The sequence below is a fragment of the Breoghania corrubedonensis genome (assembly GCF_003053845.1).
Lineage (GTDB): Bacteria > Pseudomonadota > Alphaproteobacteria > Rhizobiales > Stappiaceae > Breoghania > Breoghania corrubedonensis.
On the sequence record NZ_QAYG01000003.1, the window covers coordinates 174,240 to 189,507 of the forward strand.

Annotated in this window: 12 protein-coding genes; 3 read left to right on the forward strand and 9 right to left on the reverse strand. The window is 63.9% G+C overall.

Annotation, left to right across the window (positions count from 1 at the left end):
- Positions 1 to 330 precede the first annotated feature (330 nt).
- Positions 331 to 1,101, forward strand: coding sequence for a matrixin family metalloprotease (locus C8N35_RS11255; RefSeq protein ID WP_107989789.1), 771 nt, complete (start codon positions 331 to 333; stop codon positions 1,099 to 1,101).
- A 5-nt stretch (positions 1,102 to 1,106) separates the two neighbouring features.
- Here C8N35_RS11255 and C8N35_RS11260 read toward each other — a convergent pair whose 3' ends face one another.
- From C8N35_RS11260 to C8N35_RS11285, 6 genes are all read right to left on the reverse strand, one after another.
- Entirely contained in the window at positions 1,107 to 2,537 is a 1,431-nt protein-coding gene (locus C8N35_RS11260; protein WP_107989790.1) for an indolepyruvate oxidoreductase subunit beta family protein, read from the reverse strand.
- Positions 2,538 to 4,667 (reverse strand): ferredoxin family protein, encoded by a 2,130-nt coding sequence (locus tag C8N35_RS11265; RefSeq protein WP_107989791.1) that lies wholly within the window; start codon positions 4,665 to 4,667, stop codon positions 2,538 to 2,540. It abuts the gene before it with no gap.
- A gap of 26 nt (positions 4,668 to 4,693) precedes the next feature.
- Positions 4,694 to 5,467 carry an IclR family transcriptional regulator gene (locus tag C8N35_RS11270; RefSeq protein WP_107989792.1) on the reverse strand — a complete coding sequence of 258 codons (774 nt, stop codon included), beginning with the start codon at positions 5,465 to 5,467 and terminating at the stop codon, positions 4,694 to 4,696.
- A gap of 214 nt (positions 5,468 to 5,681) precedes the next feature.
- Positions 5,682 to 7,004 carry a TRAP transporter large permease gene (locus C8N35_RS11275; RefSeq protein ID WP_107989793.1) on the reverse strand — a complete coding sequence of 441 codons (1,323 nt, stop codon included), beginning with the start codon at positions 7,002 to 7,004 and terminating at the stop codon, positions 5,682 to 5,684.
- 311 nt (positions 7,005 to 7,315) lie between these two features.
- Entirely contained in the window at positions 7,316 to 7,864 is a 549-nt protein-coding gene (locus C8N35_RS11280) for a TRAP transporter small permease (protein WP_107989794.1), read from the reverse strand.
- 10 nt (positions 7,865 to 7,874) lie between these two features.
- Complete coding sequence (locus C8N35_RS11285) at positions 7,875 to 8,927, reverse strand: TRAP transporter substrate-binding protein (protein WP_107989795.1); 1,053 nt, start codon at positions 8,925 to 8,927, stop codon at positions 7,875 to 7,877.
- Between the two features lie 429 nt (positions 8,928 to 9,356).
- Between C8N35_RS11285 and C8N35_RS11290 the strand changes: the two genes are divergently transcribed.
- Positions 9,357 to 10,499 (forward strand): alpha-hydroxy acid oxidase, encoded by a 1,143-nt coding sequence (locus tag C8N35_RS11290; protein WP_107989796.1) that lies wholly within the window; start codon positions 9,357 to 9,359, stop codon positions 10,497 to 10,499.
- Between the two features lie 10 nt (positions 10,500 to 10,509).
- Here C8N35_RS11290 and C8N35_RS11295 read toward each other — a convergent pair whose 3' ends face one another.
- Entirely contained in the window at positions 10,510 to 11,559 is a 1,050-nt protein-coding gene (locus tag C8N35_RS11295; RefSeq protein ID WP_107989797.1) for a dipeptidase, read from the reverse strand.
- Positions 11,560 to 11,961: 402 nt separating this feature from the next.
- On the opposite strand from C8N35_RS11295, the gene trhA reads away from it, so the two are divergent.
- Complete coding sequence (trhA, locus tag C8N35_RS11300; protein WP_245926761.1) at positions 11,962 to 12,636, forward strand: PAQR family membrane homeostasis protein TrhA; 675 nt, start codon at positions 11,962 to 11,964, stop codon at positions 12,634 to 12,636.
- Between the two features lie 850 nt (positions 12,637 to 13,486).
- Here the strand turns inward: trhA and rpe are convergent.
- Positions 13,487 to 14,170, reverse strand: coding sequence for a ribulose-phosphate 3-epimerase (gene rpe / locus C8N35_RS11305; RefSeq protein WP_107989798.1), 684 nt, complete (start codon positions 14,168 to 14,170; stop codon positions 13,487 to 13,489).
- On the reverse strand, positions 14,167 to 15,105 hold the full coding sequence (gene cbbX / locus C8N35_RS11310; RefSeq protein ID WP_107989799.1) for a CbbX protein: 939 nt from the start codon (positions 15,103 to 15,105) through the stop codon (positions 14,167 to 14,169). Before cbbX ends, rpe begins: the two co-directional genes overlap by 4 nt.
- Between the last annotated feature and the right edge of the window lie 163 nt (positions 15,106 to 15,268).

Below are 15,268 nucleotides of genomic sequence, written 5' to 3' on the forward strand. Positions count from 1 at the left end.
CCGGGTGATGACGGCGCAGAGAAAGTTCCCGTACGAAAGAAACGTAGCGCCAAGCGTTGCATAAATGTCATAAGACTGCGAATTGTGCAGTGCCGCAAGCCGCGCCGGCCGCCTCGCATGCGGTAATCGCAAAACGCTTCTCTTTATAAATCAGTATTTTGATTCAAGACATTGGCGCCATGAGTGAATCTCGCTGCGGGGGCTCACTTAGGTGTTCTAACGCTTGCATGGCGATGAAGCCGATCCCTATCCTTTTGCGAACGACGCCCGGTCGGGGGAAACGAGCCGGGCAGCGCATGTTTCGGTATCAGGGGGATCGTGACCTTGAACATGGCAGTGCGGATCGTCGTGGCCGGCCTGGCTTTCTTCGCAGCCTTGACCGGGGCCGGCGCGACCACGGCGATGGCCGGCCCGAAATACAAGCTGTTGCGGCTTGACGGGCGGATCGTCAAATGGGGTGAGCCGCGTCTCGGGGCGCCGGCGCACATCACCTACGCCTTCGCCACCGGGCCGTTTTCCGACGTTGAAGCCCGCAACTGCAAGCGGATCGAACGGCTCGACGATGTCGCGCGGAGAAACGGTCTTGCGGTGGCCGATATCGAGCGCCAGGCGGAAGCCGCGTTCGGGCTGTGGCATGCGGTGGCCGGCGTCAGCTTCTCGCGCATCGCCAATCCGGAGAGGGCCGACATCGTCATCGGCGCGCAAGGGACGCCGCGCGGCTATGCCTTTGCAAACGTCCGCTACCGGCAGGACGGGCAGGACGCCGCACGCCCGGCAAGCGATCGCGGCATGAATGTCGGAACCGCAAAGGAGGACGTGCAGGCCGAGATGGGGCGTGGCCCGGTGGTGGCAATCGAGAAATCGGCCATCTGCCTCAATCCCGAGCGCGCCTGGAAGATCGGCACGCATGACGGCCGCGACGGCTACGACCTGCGCTTCACCTTCACCCACGAGATCGGCCACGCCATCGGCCTCGACCACTATGCGCGGCCCGGTGAGATCATGCATTTCAAGTATTCCGAGCAGATCGCGGGACCACAGCCGGGCGATATCGCCGGTATCCGCAGACTTTACGGTGCGCCGGTGCAAGCCGCCAAGTAGGCCGGTCAGGCGGGCGCGGCGAGGATGCCCGCGATCGCACCTTTCAGCTGCGCGGCCGGATCTTCCACGGTGTCTTTGCGCGCGATGACCGGACGCACCATGTCCTCCACCACGCGCGCATAGGTCTCCTGGCCCCGGCGGTAGGTATCACCATAGCCCTTGACGAGGCGGGCGAGGTCGGCGGTCTGGAGCGCGAATTCGGGGGAGACGGCGCGGGCCTCCGCCACGAGTTTCAGCCAGGCATCGATCGCGGCCTGTTCCTCGGCAAAGCGCAGCGAGCGGGGCCGCCAGGGCTTCAGTTTCGCTAGCAGCCAGATCCGGCCGAAGCCGAGGATGGTGTTGGTCTTCACCTTCATGCCGAAATGGGCCGTCTCGCGAATGCCCTTCCGTTCCGCCCATGAATTCAGCGCGCGGCCGAGGCGCGGCGGCAGCATGTCCGCCAGCTCGGGAATGCCGGGCTTGAAGAAATCGACAAGCTCGAAAGGTTCGTCCTCGCTGATGCCGATCTCGCGGCGCACGCTTTCCAGCCGGCTCGCGCGCGTTTTCAGCTGGGCGACGCGGATGATGTCCTCAAACGACATGCGGACCGCCAGATGGCGCGCGACTTCGCGGCAGAGCGGCCCTTCGTCGGCGAAGGGAGCCAGCCGGTCGAGGTATAAGGCGGCATAGGCCGGGCCCTGATAGTCGACAAGCCGGGCAACCCCGATGCGGGCGATTTCGCGGGCCTCGCCGGGAAGCGCGCGCACGCGTTCCTCAAGCGCGGTGGAAACCGGCGTTTTCGAGGCGGCGGGCGTTTCTCCGGGAGCATCCGGCGACCGCTCGAGGCAGGAGGCGGCCGTGAAGCCCGCATCGAAGCCGGTCAGATTTCGCGCAACCGCGATGCCGCCGGCCTCGATCGCATCGCGCAAGGCCTCCGCCGGGATGGGGGTGAGCTTGCGGCCGGCGATTGCGCCCAGAAGAACGGAGTTGAGCGCTGCGCCGGATTTCCGAGCGATTGCCGCGAAGTCCGTCAGGAAACGGTCGCGGCTTGCCCGCTCCGCCGTCTGCATCAGGCTGTCGGCATCGCGTGCGCCGTCGCCGCGTGCGATGCGCTCGTGCATGGTCAGCACGCGATGGGTGGAGGAGACGAGGAAGGTGCGGTCCGGCACGACGAAGCCGCGCTCGGCCATGCGGACCGCCTCCAGAAGCTCGCTCGCCACGACGACATCCACATCGCCGGCGACCGGCATCAGCGCAAAGACCGGATGGGTCGCGCTGTCGGCTTCGTCGGCGATTTCCAGATAGTAGGTCGTGGCGCCGGTGCGCTGGGCGACACCCGGCACCGAGGTCGCCTGCGCCTTCAGCCCTTGCGCTGCGGCCGCCGCGACCAGCCAGTTGGTGAGAACGCCGCCGCCTTCGCCGCCGAGCGCCGCGATCAGGAGCCGTGTGGTCGCCATCTATGCCGCCCCCGCCATGGCGCCGATGACGCGGGTGCGGATGCGATGCAGCGTGCGTTCGAACCAGCCCGCATTGTGGATGCGCGCGGCACGGTAGAAGGACGGGCACAGCACGGCGGCATGCGCCATCTCCCCGCACAGTCCGCAGGCGACGCAATCCTGCTTCACCTCCGCGATCGGATCCTTGCGCAAGGGATCGGGATTGTCGGCGACCCCGAGGCTCGGGCATCCGGAAAGCCGGATGCAGGAATGATCGCCGGTGCACACCTCCGCATCGACGCCGAACTTGGCCTGCTCGACCCGGCGGCCCTCCTTCAGCGCCTGTGCCTTTTCCGAACGCTCGCGACGCTGGCGCGCCAGCATGCATTCGCCGTCGGCGATGATGACCTTCAGGCCCTTCTGCGTGGTGGTGAAGGCCTCCTTCAGCGTCGCCACCATCGTCTCCACCGAATAGGTGCGCACGGTCCTGAGCCATTTGACGCCCATGGCCTCAAGCGTCGTGGCGATCTTGGCGCCGGTGCCGAAGATTTCCGAGTGCTTCGAGGACGGGATCACCTGCTGGCCGGTGGCCGAGGTGTAGCCGTTGTTCATGATGATGAGGACGCCGTCGCCCTTGTTGTAGAGGTTGGAGGCGACCCCCGTCTGCATGCCGTTATGCCAGAAGCCGCCATCGCCCATGATGGCGAGCGAACGGCGTTCCTGCATCGGCGTCACCGCCGCCATCGAGGCGAGCGACAGGCCGTAGCCGAGGATCGAGTTGCCCTGGTTGAAGGGGGCGAAGGTGCCGAACGCATGACAGCCGATATCGGCGGAGACGTGCACCTTGCCGACGGTGCGCTCCGCCAGCTTGATGGCGCCGAAGACCGGACGTTCCGGGCAGCCGGTGCAAAACGTCGGCTGGCGCGGGGGCAGGGGCGCTTCCAGCAATGCGCCCGCCGCGGCCCGGACCTTCTCCATCCGCTCCATCCGGCGCCGGATGGCATCGAGATCGAGGATATTGCCGCCGTTTTCCAGAAAATAGCGGCCGAGCCCCGCCGCCAGAACCTCGCCGGTGTATTCGCCGGCCTCCGGGAGATAGTTCTTGCCGTCGATGCGCGTGGCAAGGCCCGCATCGACGGTCATGCGCAGCATCTGCTGCTCCATGTAGGCGGGATTGCCTTCCTCCACGACGAGTACCCGGTCCTTGTCGCGGGCGAACGCGATGAGCTCTTCGGGCACCAGCGGATAGGTCACGTTGAGGCAGAGGATATCGATGTCGGGCGTGCCGTTCTCGTCCGAGAGCCCCATCTCGCCAAGCTGGCGCATGACGGTGTTGTAGAGCCCGCCCTGGATGACGAGGCCGAGGCGGCTGGGCTTGCCGCCTGCAATACGGTCGTTGAGCCCGTGTTCGCGGATATAGGCCCGCGCGGCGGGAATGCGTTCCGAAACCTTGTTGACCTCCTGCGCATAGATGACCGGCGGATGGGCGAGGCGGGGATAGAAGAAGTCCGCCGGCTCGCGGAACTTCGCGTTGGTGCCGTGGGCGGGTTTCACGTTGTCGCGCGCGGTGAATTCGCCCTGCACGTGGCAGGCGCGGATCCTGAGCTGCATCATCGCCGGCATGTGGGAGGCCTCCGACAGGGCGAAGGCGTGTTCCACCATGTCGACCATGGCGCCAAGGTTCGGGCGCGGGTCGACCAGCAGCATGGCGGACTTCATCGCATAGGCGTAGGTGCGCTCCTGGATGACGCTGGCGCCCTCGCCGAAATCCTCGCCGATGACGATCAGCGCGCCGCCGGTGACGCCGGTGGAGGCGAGATTGGACAGGGCGTCGGAGGCGACGTTGGTGCCGACGATGGATTTCCACGTCACCGCGCCGCGCACCGGATAGTTGATCGAGGCCGCCAGCATGGCCGCGGCCGAGGCCTCGTTCGCGCAGGATTCCACATGGATGCCCATTTCGCCCATGAGATCGCGGGCCGAGACCAGCACGTCGAGCAGATGGGAGACCGGCGCGCCCTGGTAGCCGCCGACATAGGAGACGCCCGATTGTAGCAGCGCCTTGGTGATGGCGAGGATGCCTTCGCCGCGAAAGGTTTCGCCGGCACCGAGCCGCAGAAGTTCGATTTCGGTTTCAAAGCTACGTTCCATTCCGGTTCTCCCGTTATCCGGTCGGATCAGGCTTGCAAGGCGCTGCGGCCGTAAAGCGCATCGACGATCTTGCGGGCAGCCTCCGTCAGGGCCGCATGCGCGTGTTCGAGCGCTTCGTTGTTGATGCGTGAGGCCGGCCCGTAGACCGAGAGCCCCGTGATCATGCGCCCGTCGCGCCCCACGACCGGCACGGCGATGGTCCTGAGACCTTCCTCGCGTTCCCCGTCGTTGATGGCGTAACCCTGTTCGCGCACGCTCTCGATCTCGCGTTCCAGAAGGGCGCGGTCGGTGATGGTTCGCTCGGTCAGCCCGACAAGCGGCATCTGGTCGAGCGCCCTGGAAAGCGCCTTGTCGTCAAGGCTTGCCAGCCAGACCTTTCCCTGCGAGGTGCAATGGGCTTCCAGCCGCATGCCCGGACGAAGGTCCACGAAAAGGTGGCGTTTGGGCTTTGTGGTGGCGAGGCAGATCACGCTGCCGCCCTCGAAGACAGAGGCCATGGCGCTTTCGTTGAGCGTTTCGGCGACCCAGTCGAGCACCGGCTGCGCGGTCTCCGCCAACGCCTGATGGGACGTCACGCGGCGCGCGAGATCGACGAAGAGATGGCCGAGACGGTAGGTGCCGCGGCTGACGGGCACCAGCGCGCCGGCGGCCTCCAGCGAATGCAGGAAGCGGTGGGCGGTGACGTTGTTGAGTGAAAGTTCGCGCGCGACGTCGCCCGCCGTCAGATGCGGCCGGCTTTCCGAAAACATCTCCAGGATCGCGAAGGCGCGCGCGACCGAATTGTTGTGCTGTACCGCCACATTTCCTCCCGTGGCGCCGGTTCTCCCGACCGGCGCTTCCTTTTCTTGGCTGCCGCGGAATGCACGTCGACAGTCTTGTTGTTGCTTGAAAAAGTAAAGAAGCAGGAGCTTTTGTCAAACATTAATTGAAGTATATATTTCTATATTTGAAATAACAGGCGACAGCGCGCGAAGTGTCGTCCTGTTATTTTCTTTTGCGTTGCTGCTTGCCGGCTCAGCTCAGCAGTCGCGGCAGGAACAGGATGATCGAGGGGAAGCTCACCAGCAGCGCGACGCGCACGAGTTCGGTGAGGAAGAACGGAAACACGCCCTTGAACGTCTGGCTCATCGGCACGTCGCGCGCGATCGCGTTGATGATGAAGACGTTCAGTCCCACCGGTGGCGTGATCAGTCCCAGTTCCACCACAACCAGCGCGATGACGCCGAACCAGATCTTCAGCGTTTCCTCGTCCATCCCGAAATCAAGTCCGGTCAGCACGGGCCAGAAGAACGGGATTGCCAGCAGGATCATCGACAGGCTGTCCATGAGACAGCCGAGGATAATCAGTGCCAGCAGCAGAATGAGCAGGATCGTGTAGGGGCCGAGACCGCTCGCCAGCATGGCGTCGGCCGCTGCCTGGGGGACGCCGCCGCGCGCCAGAAAGATCTTCAGAAGTTCCGCACCCAGCAGGATCAGGTAGATCATGCCAGTGGTCTTGGCCGTGTCGAGCAGGGCGGCGACGAAGTTCGTCCCGTTCATGCGCCCGCGCGCCAGACCGTAAAGCGCGACCAGAAACGCCCCGACGGCGGCGGCGGGCGTCGGATTGAAGGCGCCGGCATAGATGCCGCCGATCACGAGCCCGAAAATGGCGAGTACCGGTACCACGGCGATGGTCGCGCTTCGTCTCTGCTGCGCCGTGAGCGGGTCGCCGACGGGACCGGCCTGCGGACGGAACCAGCAATAGATCGAGATGGTCATCATGAACATCACCATCGCCAGCAGGCCCGGGACGAGCGATGCCATGAACATGGTGACGATGTTCGCCTCCACGATGATGGCGTAGATGACCAGCACCACGGAAGGTGGAATGAGGATGCCGAGCGTTCCGCCGGCCGCAAGCGTTCCGGTGGCCAGCGACGGCGAATAGTTGAGCCGGCGCAGTTCCGGCAGCGCGACCTGTCCCATGGTGGAGGCGGTGGCGAGCGAGGAGCCGCAAACGGCGCCGAAGCCTGCGCAGGCCGCGACCGCCGCCATCGCGACGCCGCCTCGGAAGCGGCCAAGCCAGGCGTTGGCGGCGTTGAAGAGATCGCGCGAGAGCCCGATGCGCGAGGCGAAGTTTCCCATCAGCACAAACATCGGCACGACCGACACGTCGTAGATGGAAAACTGCGCGTAGGCGAGATCCTTGAGCTGGTAGAGCACGATCTGTGGGCCGGAAAGGATCGCCGCGCCGCCGAGACCGACGACGATCATGGAATAGGCGATGGGGACCCGGATGGCGATGAGCGCCAGAAGGACGCCAAGGCCGCCCAAACCGATGAAGAGACTGCTTTCCATCGTGTTGCAAGAGCCTTCTGTGGGCTGAAAGTTGGAGAGCGCGGCGGGCTAGAGGATGGACCCAAAAATGAGATCGGAAGGGGCTGGTCGGACAGTTCGGATACGAGGCGCGAGCCCGTAGGAAACCGTCCGGTTTTCAAGGGCTTGCAACGACGTAGCCGGATCGCTCAGCCAAATCGTGCGGGACGGGGAAACGGCTTCCACCTGCCGCGTCGAGCCGCTTGACCGGGGCCTGGACCCGCTCCGCGCGCCTCTCCGTGCATTTCTTCGCCGTTCCGCCGCCATTCCAGCCTCATTTGTGGATCCACACCCTAGAGCGACTGCGGAGTGGGGTGCATGAGGCCCAGAATGGCCTCCATGAGGGAGATCAGCGAGGCGACCGCCAGCAGCACAAGCGAGATCAGGATCGGTGGGAAAACCGACCAGATCGGCACTTCGAGGATCGGCGTGACCTCGTTGTATTGGCGGTAATATTCCATGCCGTCATACATGGTCGTCGTCAGCAGCAGCGCGAACGCGCCGGCGATGAGCGACGAGATGAGCTTGAAGCCGTCGACCAGCCGAGGCGAGGCCCAGGCGGTGAAGATGTCCACCGTGACGTTGGAGCCGGTCAACTGACAGAACGGCAGGAACGAAAAGGCGGCAACGGCAACGCCGAGTTCCACCAGTTCGAAATCGCCGGGGAACGGCTTGTCGAAGACGAAACCTGAAATCACGCTTGCCGTGGTCATCAAAACAATCGCGATGACCAGGAAGCCGCCGAGGATCGCCCAGCACCGGATGGCCATGCGGGCGAGCCAGACAAGGCTCGCTCCGCTTTGACCGGAACCGGTGGCACCTGTGGTGTCCGGATCTTTCATGGTCGTGACGCTATTTTTCGTTTGCGTACTTGGCGATGGTGGCACGGGCCGTGTCCACCAGCGTGCGACCGTCGATACCCTTCGCCTCGACATCCGCGACCCAGCGTTCCACAACCGGCTCGAGCTTCTTGCGGAAAGCCTCGATCTGGTCCTGATTGAGCTCGATCACCTCGTTGCCCGCTTCCTTCAGGGCTTCAAGTCCGCCGACCTCCGACTGGGTCCACACCCGACCGATCTCCTTTTCAAACTCGATGCCGGAATTGTCATCGATCGCCTTCTTGAGGTCATCGGGCAGGGATTCGTACTTCGCCTTGTTCATGGCGATCAGAAAGGTGGTGGTGCCAAACCGCACGCGCCCTTCGCCCTCGGTCTGGTACTTGGTGAGTTCCTGGATCTTGAGCGGGCGGACGATCTCGAAGGGGATCAGCGCGCCGTCGACGACCTTCTTGGAAAGGGCCTGCGGCAGATCGGGCACCGGCATGCCGACGGGGTTGGCACCGAGAGCCTCCAGGATCCAGGCGCCGGTGCGCGTCGGAATGCGCATCTTCTTGCCTTCCAGGTCCTGCGGCGTCCGGACGGGCGTATCGACCATGTGGATCGCCTGGCCCGCATGGACGTGCAGCGCGATCACGTGGACATCGGCGAACTCGTCGCCGAATGCACCTTTTTCCAGCATCTCGCGCATGGCGAGATTGGTGGCGACCAGATTGTTGGTGTGGATGAAGGGAAGTTCGAACACCTCCGAACGCGGGAACTGGCCGGCCGTGTAGCCCAGCACTGTCCAGATGATGTCGACGACCCCGTCGCGCACCTGGCCGATAAGCTGCGGCGGCTTTCCGCCGAGCGACATGGACGGGTAGATGTCGATCTTGATCTTGCCGCCGGAAGACGCTTCGACGCGTTTGGCCCACGGCTCGAGCATCTGTGTGTGAGCGGGCGCCTTCGGCCCGAGAAGATGGTGCAGCTTCAGTGTGACGTCTGCCGCGGATGACGCGCCGGGCGTCATGGTTGCGCACGCGATCGCAATCGCGCCGGCCACCGTTGCAAGTGAACGGAACTTCATTGTTGTCCTCCCAAGGTCCTCCCGTATCCGACACGCGACCTGACGTCGCCCGATGCCTCCAACATCGTTAGTTATGCCGAATAACAATGGGATCCTGTCATTCGCATCCCTTAGCGTCAAACAGTATTTGCCGTCCGTGTTTCAATAATAGAAATAAAAGAGTTCTGTTTTGAAAGGCGTTCATCCCCGGCCATGATTTCCACAATCCGTACCCGAAACCCCTCGGCCGTGTATCGGGTTTTGGCAGGAATGTGCGAATAGAGGGGAGGCGACGGTAGGTTCCGCTGTGGTAAGTGGGGCGTCAACGGCTCGCGAGGGTGGTCATGAGGGAGCATGATCTTTGAAATGACGCGCGATTCGAACCTGCCGTCTCACAAGAGCAAGAGGTAAGCGGCCGCTGTCGCTCCGACTGTCGTTCTGGGGGTATGAATGGGACTGGACCGGATACACACCATTGCGGACCTGCGGCGGCTTGCAAGGCGCCGGGCGCCGCGCATGGCGTTCGATTTTCTCGACGGTGGTGCCGGCGAGGGGCTGGCGGTGGAGGAAAACGAAGCCGCGCTGGCCAGGATAAAGCTCCTTCCGCGCACCTTGCGCGACGTGTCGGCGCGCACGCAGGCGGTGGAGCTTTTCGCCCGGCGGCTGCGCGGGCCGATCGGGATCTCGCCGGTCGGTTTCGCCAACGTGATATGGCCGCAAACGGATACGATCCTCGCGCGAATGGCGCAGGAGGCGGGCATCCCCTACATGCTCTCCACGGCGGCCTCCACCAGCATCGAGGAGATCGTCAAGGTCGCCCCGGATGCCTGGTTTCAGCTCTACGTTTCGGACAGCGATGAAATCGCCTTCGACATGTTGCGCAGGGCGAAGGAGGCGGGTGTCAAGGTCGTGGTGCTCACGGTCGATGTCCCGCTGCCGGGCCGGCGCTATCGCGACATGCGCAACGGCTTCTCGCTTCCGCTCCGGCCGTCATTGTCGACCATGCTCGATTTCGCGCTGCGTCCGGCGTGGATACGGGAGACCATTCGCCATGGCACGCCGACATTCGCCAACTACGCGCCCTACATGAAGGAGGGCGCGAACGCCGGCACCTTGGCCGCCTTCATGGCAAGTCAGGTGTCGCCGAACCTGTCGCCGGAACGGATCCGCCGGTTGCGCGACGCCTGGTCCGGCACATTCATCGTCAAGGGAATACTGTCGGCGGAAGATGCCCTGGATGCCGCAGACCTGGGGGCCGACGGGCTTATCGTTTCCAACCATGGCGGACGGCAGCTTGAGGCGGCACCTGCCGCAATCAACCTCCTGCCCGAGGTGGTGCGCGTTGTCGGTGGTCGGATGCCGGTGATGATGGATGGCGGTATCCGCACGGGGGCGGATATCGTCAAGGCCTATTGCCTGGGGGCGGATTACGTGTTCGCTGGCCGGCCGTTCATCTTCTCGACCGCGGCGGCTGGGGCGGACGGGGCCCGCAGGGCGCTGGAGATATTCCACGGCGAGGTCGACCAGACGCTCGGCCAGATCGGCGCGACCTCCATGGCGGATCTGGACGAGACCTATATCCGCACGACGTGAGATTGCCGCGTCAGATCCCGCTGCGTTCCAGCACCGACAGCCAGTTTTCCGATCCGATCCGGCGAAGCAAGGGCTCGTCGTAGCCAGCTTTCCTGAGCGCATCGAAGAGCTTCTGAAGCCCGGCGGCGTCGCCGATGGCGCGCGAAACCATGCAGCCGTCGAAATCCGATCCGATGGCAACGCCTTCCGGACCGAGCCGGGCGACCAGGTGGTCAACGTGGCGCACCATGGTTTCCAGCGGCGTGTCGGAATTGAAGGCGCCGTCCGGCCGCAGGAAGGCCACATGGAAATTGAGGCCGACGACGCCGCCGGTTTCGGCGATGGCGTCGAGCTGACGATCGGTGAGATTGCGCGCCGACGGGCAGATCGCATGGGCGTTCGAATGGGTGGCGACCAGCGGTCTGGTGGTGACACGGGCAACGTCCCAGAAGCCCTTTTCGGTAAGATGCGAGAGATCCACGAGGATGCCGAGCCGATTGCACGCGCGCACCAGTTCGACACCGGCATCCGTCAGACCCGGTCCGGTGTCGGGAGAGGACGGGCAGCGCATGGGCGCGCCGGCCCCGAAAACGTTGGCCCGGCTCCAGACGATACCAAGGGAGCGCAGGCCGCGGCCATGGAACTCCTCCAGCGCCGTGAAATCTGTGTCGATCGCTTCCGCGCCCTCGATATGGAGCAGCATGGCGATACGCCCCGCCGCCATCGCGTCACGAATTTGCGAACTTGATCGGCATATGGCGACCGCGTCCGGGCGCTCTTCTTCCATGGACCGGGCGCGCGCCATCAGCCGGTCGGTCATCTGCTTGGCGACCGGCTGTTCGAGTGCGGCGAAATTCGCCGGGTCGTTGGGCCGATAGGCCTGACCCGAAGCGATATGCGAGGGCACGAACATGGCGAAGAAGCCGCCTGCGAACCCGCCCGCCTGAGCGCGCGGCAGGTCGATGTGTCCGTTGACGCCAGGTTCGAAGAAAGAGCGCTCCTTCTCCGTTCCCGCGTCGAGTTCCATGCGCAGCAACGTGTCGTTATGGCCGTCGAAGACGGCGATCCGAGGAGTGGTCATGGGCGGTCCTGATGCTTCCGACACGCGCTGGAAGGGAACGAGAAGGCAGCGCGGGCGCGGATGCTACACTATCATAAGGGAATTTCCCAAGTCGTGTTCTTGCGGGAATTCATGAGCCTTTCCCGTAAGGTAGGATGTATCACGAAATGTCCGGAGGCTCGGTGGAGGACGTGAAGATGTCGAAATTCAATGACATATTAAGGTGCGCGACGGCCGAGGGACGGCTGTCATCGCGACCGCATCGGCTATGACGTGCTTCGCCCGGCTTGGCGGAACCGGCAAGATGCCGCCGGGTTGACGTAGGCCTCGATGAAGATGATGGCCCGTAACACGCATGTTGCGAATTGCCGTTAGCGTGGTTGTCGATGCGGGTTTCGGTGTTTGAGAGTATGGAGAGAGCAAGTGACGCATGACTGGGCGCATATCGTCTCCTGGCATGAGGACAGGCTGGAGAGAATCGCGGATGCCATGGTGCATTTCGTCGGGCTGGCGCTGGCCGTCGGCGGGGCCGTGGTCTTGCTGGTTCATGCTTTCGGCGTGGCAGGGCCGGCGCTGTCTCTTGCCGTCTGCATCTACGTGACGGGCTTGATCGCGGGGCTGACGGCGTCCTCACTCTACAATATCTGGCCGATTTCGCGGGCCAAATGGATCCTGCGCCGGTTCGATCATTCCGCGATCTTTCTGCTGATCGCGGCCACCTATACGCCGTTCATCGCACAGATGCCGGCGGGGGCGGTGACCATCGCGTTGATGGCCTGCGTCTGGGGGCTGGCGGTTGTCGGCATCGGCCTCAAACTGGCGCTTCCCGGCCGCTTCGACCGTGCGGCCGTTGCCGCCTATCTCGCGCTAGGCTGGTGCGGGGTGCTGGTTTATCCGGTGCTGGCCGAAGCGCTGCCGGCTTCCACCTTGTGGCTGATTGCCATTGGAGGAGGGCTGTATTCGTTCGGGGTCCTCTTTTACGCCTGGGAGCGGCTGCGCTTTTCCAAGGTGATCTGGCATGTCTTCGTGCTCGCCGGGGCCGCCTGCCATTTCTCTGCGGTCTTCGACAGCCTTGGCGCGCTATCGGGCGCGAGTTGAGCGATGCGGATCGCGAAGGCGGCAACACCGTATTCATGAGCGCAACGATGCGATGATCGCAACGCGTTTTGCGGTAATAAAATCCGCGATGATAGCCCGCCGGGAAATCCCATTTCTGATAAAGAAGACCTGCGTTCGTTACAGCTTGGGAATGGCCATCGCCTGAAAAACTTGTTATTCTTACAAATGCGACCAATACGGTATTCTGTTTTCAAAGTGCATCAAAGTCCGGAAGGCTGATGCAAAAAGAACTGTTTGATTAGTTATATTTTCCGAATTGCACAGAAGCGGTGCTTGTGGTGCGGATGCATTTTGACAGGCGCCTTTGTTGCGCAACTCCAGAACGATATGCGCGCTCGTAACGGTTCGGTACGTCGTTGAGCGGTTTGGTACGCACGGCGGTCCCGTCACGAAAAGATACGCGGAGGAAACGAACAGTCTTACCCATTCCCGGGCAGCGGTTCTGTCAGCCGTGACAGCGTCTCCGAGGGGGCGGCCCGGTCGCGATGGTGGCTGGTCCCGAGTCAGCCACCATCGCATTCCTTTCCCCTGCATCTTCCGCCGGTATTGATACGTGCTCCGTCGTTCCACAAGCTGAGCATGGCAGCGCGCCGCCGGTCATTTGTGACGAACGCGCGCGCAGGCTTATGGCGCCCCTTCGATAGTTCCAGGGTTTGTTTCTTGCCGTGCTCGCCGTTGGCGCGAAGGCGGAGCCGTGGCCGCAGTCGCGGCCGGCGCGCGGGGTGGAAAAGGGGGCGCTTGCAGGGGGCGTGCCGCGTCTAGGCAATCGCGATGCGTTCCAGGATCTGGCGCGGTCCGCAGATGCCTTTTGAACCCGCCGCCTTCAGCCTCAGGCGCGCGCGGCGTCGGCCGTGGCGCGGATGGCCTTGATGTGGCGCTCGTAGAACTGTGGCTGCTCCGGCGAGCCGCCCTTGAAGACGGCGGACCCCGCCACCAGCACGTTGGCCCCCACCGCGGCAACCAGCGGCGCGGTTTCCGCCGTCACGCCGCCATCGACCTCGATGTCGATCGGCCGGTCGCCGACCATGTCGCGGATGCGGGCGATCTTGTCGATCACGGCGGGGATGAACTTCTGCCCGCCAAAGCCCGGATTGACGCTCATCACGAGGATGAGATCGAGCCGGTCGAGAACATATTCCAGGCATCCCTCCGGCGTGCCGGGATTGAGTGAGACGCCTGCCTTCTTGCCAAGATTGCGGATGGCCTGCAGCGAGCGGTCGAGATGGGCCCCGGCCTCGGCATGCACGGTGATGATGTCGGAGCCGGCCTTGGCGAAGGCCTCCAGATACGCATCGCAAGGCGAGATCATCAGGTGCGTGTCGAAGATCTTGTCCGTGTGCGGGCGCATGGCTGCGATGACGTCGGGCCCGAAGGTGATGTTGGGCACGAAATGGCCGTCCATGACATCGAGATGGATCCAGTCGGCGCCGGCGCCGTCCACGCACTTGATCTCGTCGCGAAGGCGCGAGAAGTCGCAAGCGAGCATCGAGGGGGCGATCAGGGTCGAGGTCATGAGGCAGCCTTGTCGCTCATGGCTTCGGCGATCTGAAACACGCGGCTCATTGCGATGTCCTCGGCCTTTATGGTGCTGAGTTCCTCCGCGCCCACGGGTCCGCTGGCGGTCTCGAAGAGGCGGTTCGCCTGCCGCAGACGGGCGCGATCGAGCGCGTTTCGGATGGAGCGCGCATTGGCGAAGAGCGGCTGGGCGCGGCGCAGTTCGATATAGTGCGCCATCAGCGCGCGCGCTTCCGCGTTGAGATGATAGTTCTGTCCCTCCAGCATCGTTTCGGCGATGTGCAGAAGCTCGTCATCGGAATAGTCCGGAAAGTCGATGTGGTGGGCGATGCGTGATCGGAAGCCCGGATTGGAGGCGAAGAACTTGTCCATGCGGTCGCCGTAGCCGGCGAGGATGACGACGAGGTCGTCGCGCTGGTTCTCCATCACCTGCAACAGGATTTCGATCGCCTCCTGGCCGTAGTCGCGCTCGTTGTCGGGCCGGTAGAGGTAATAGGCCTCGTCGATGAACAGCACGCCGCCCATAGCCTTCTTCAGGATCTCCTTGGTCTTGGGCGCGGTGTGGCCGATGTACTGGCCGACGAGATCGTCGCGCGTGACGGAGACGAGATGCCCCTTGCGCACGTAGCCGAGGCGGTGCAGAAGGTTCGCCATTCTGAGCGCGACGGTGGTCTTGCCCGTGCCGGGATTGCCGGTGAAGCTCATGTGCAGCGTCGGCGTTTCGGTGGACAGGCCCAGCTTCTGGCGGGCGCGTTCCACCAGCAGCAGCGCCGCGATCTCGCGGATGCGCTGCTTGACCGGCTTGAGGCCGACAAGCTCGCGATCGAGTTCGTCGAGGATTTCGCCGACGCCGGAGGCGGCGAATTCCACGGCAAGGTCGACGGTTGCAGGCGGCTGGTCGACCGCCTTGGAGGCGTCTGGCGTGTCGGTCATGGTCGAAGTGCCTTCGTGGTTCAGTGCGGCCGGCGAATTTTGGGCTGTCACCTAAAGGGAGTTATCCAGCGTCACCCCGGACGCGCTGCGGCGCGAAGTGCCGCTGCGCAGATCCGGGGCCCCCGTTCGAAGCATCGCAATGAGCCTGCTGCGCCCGGGATGA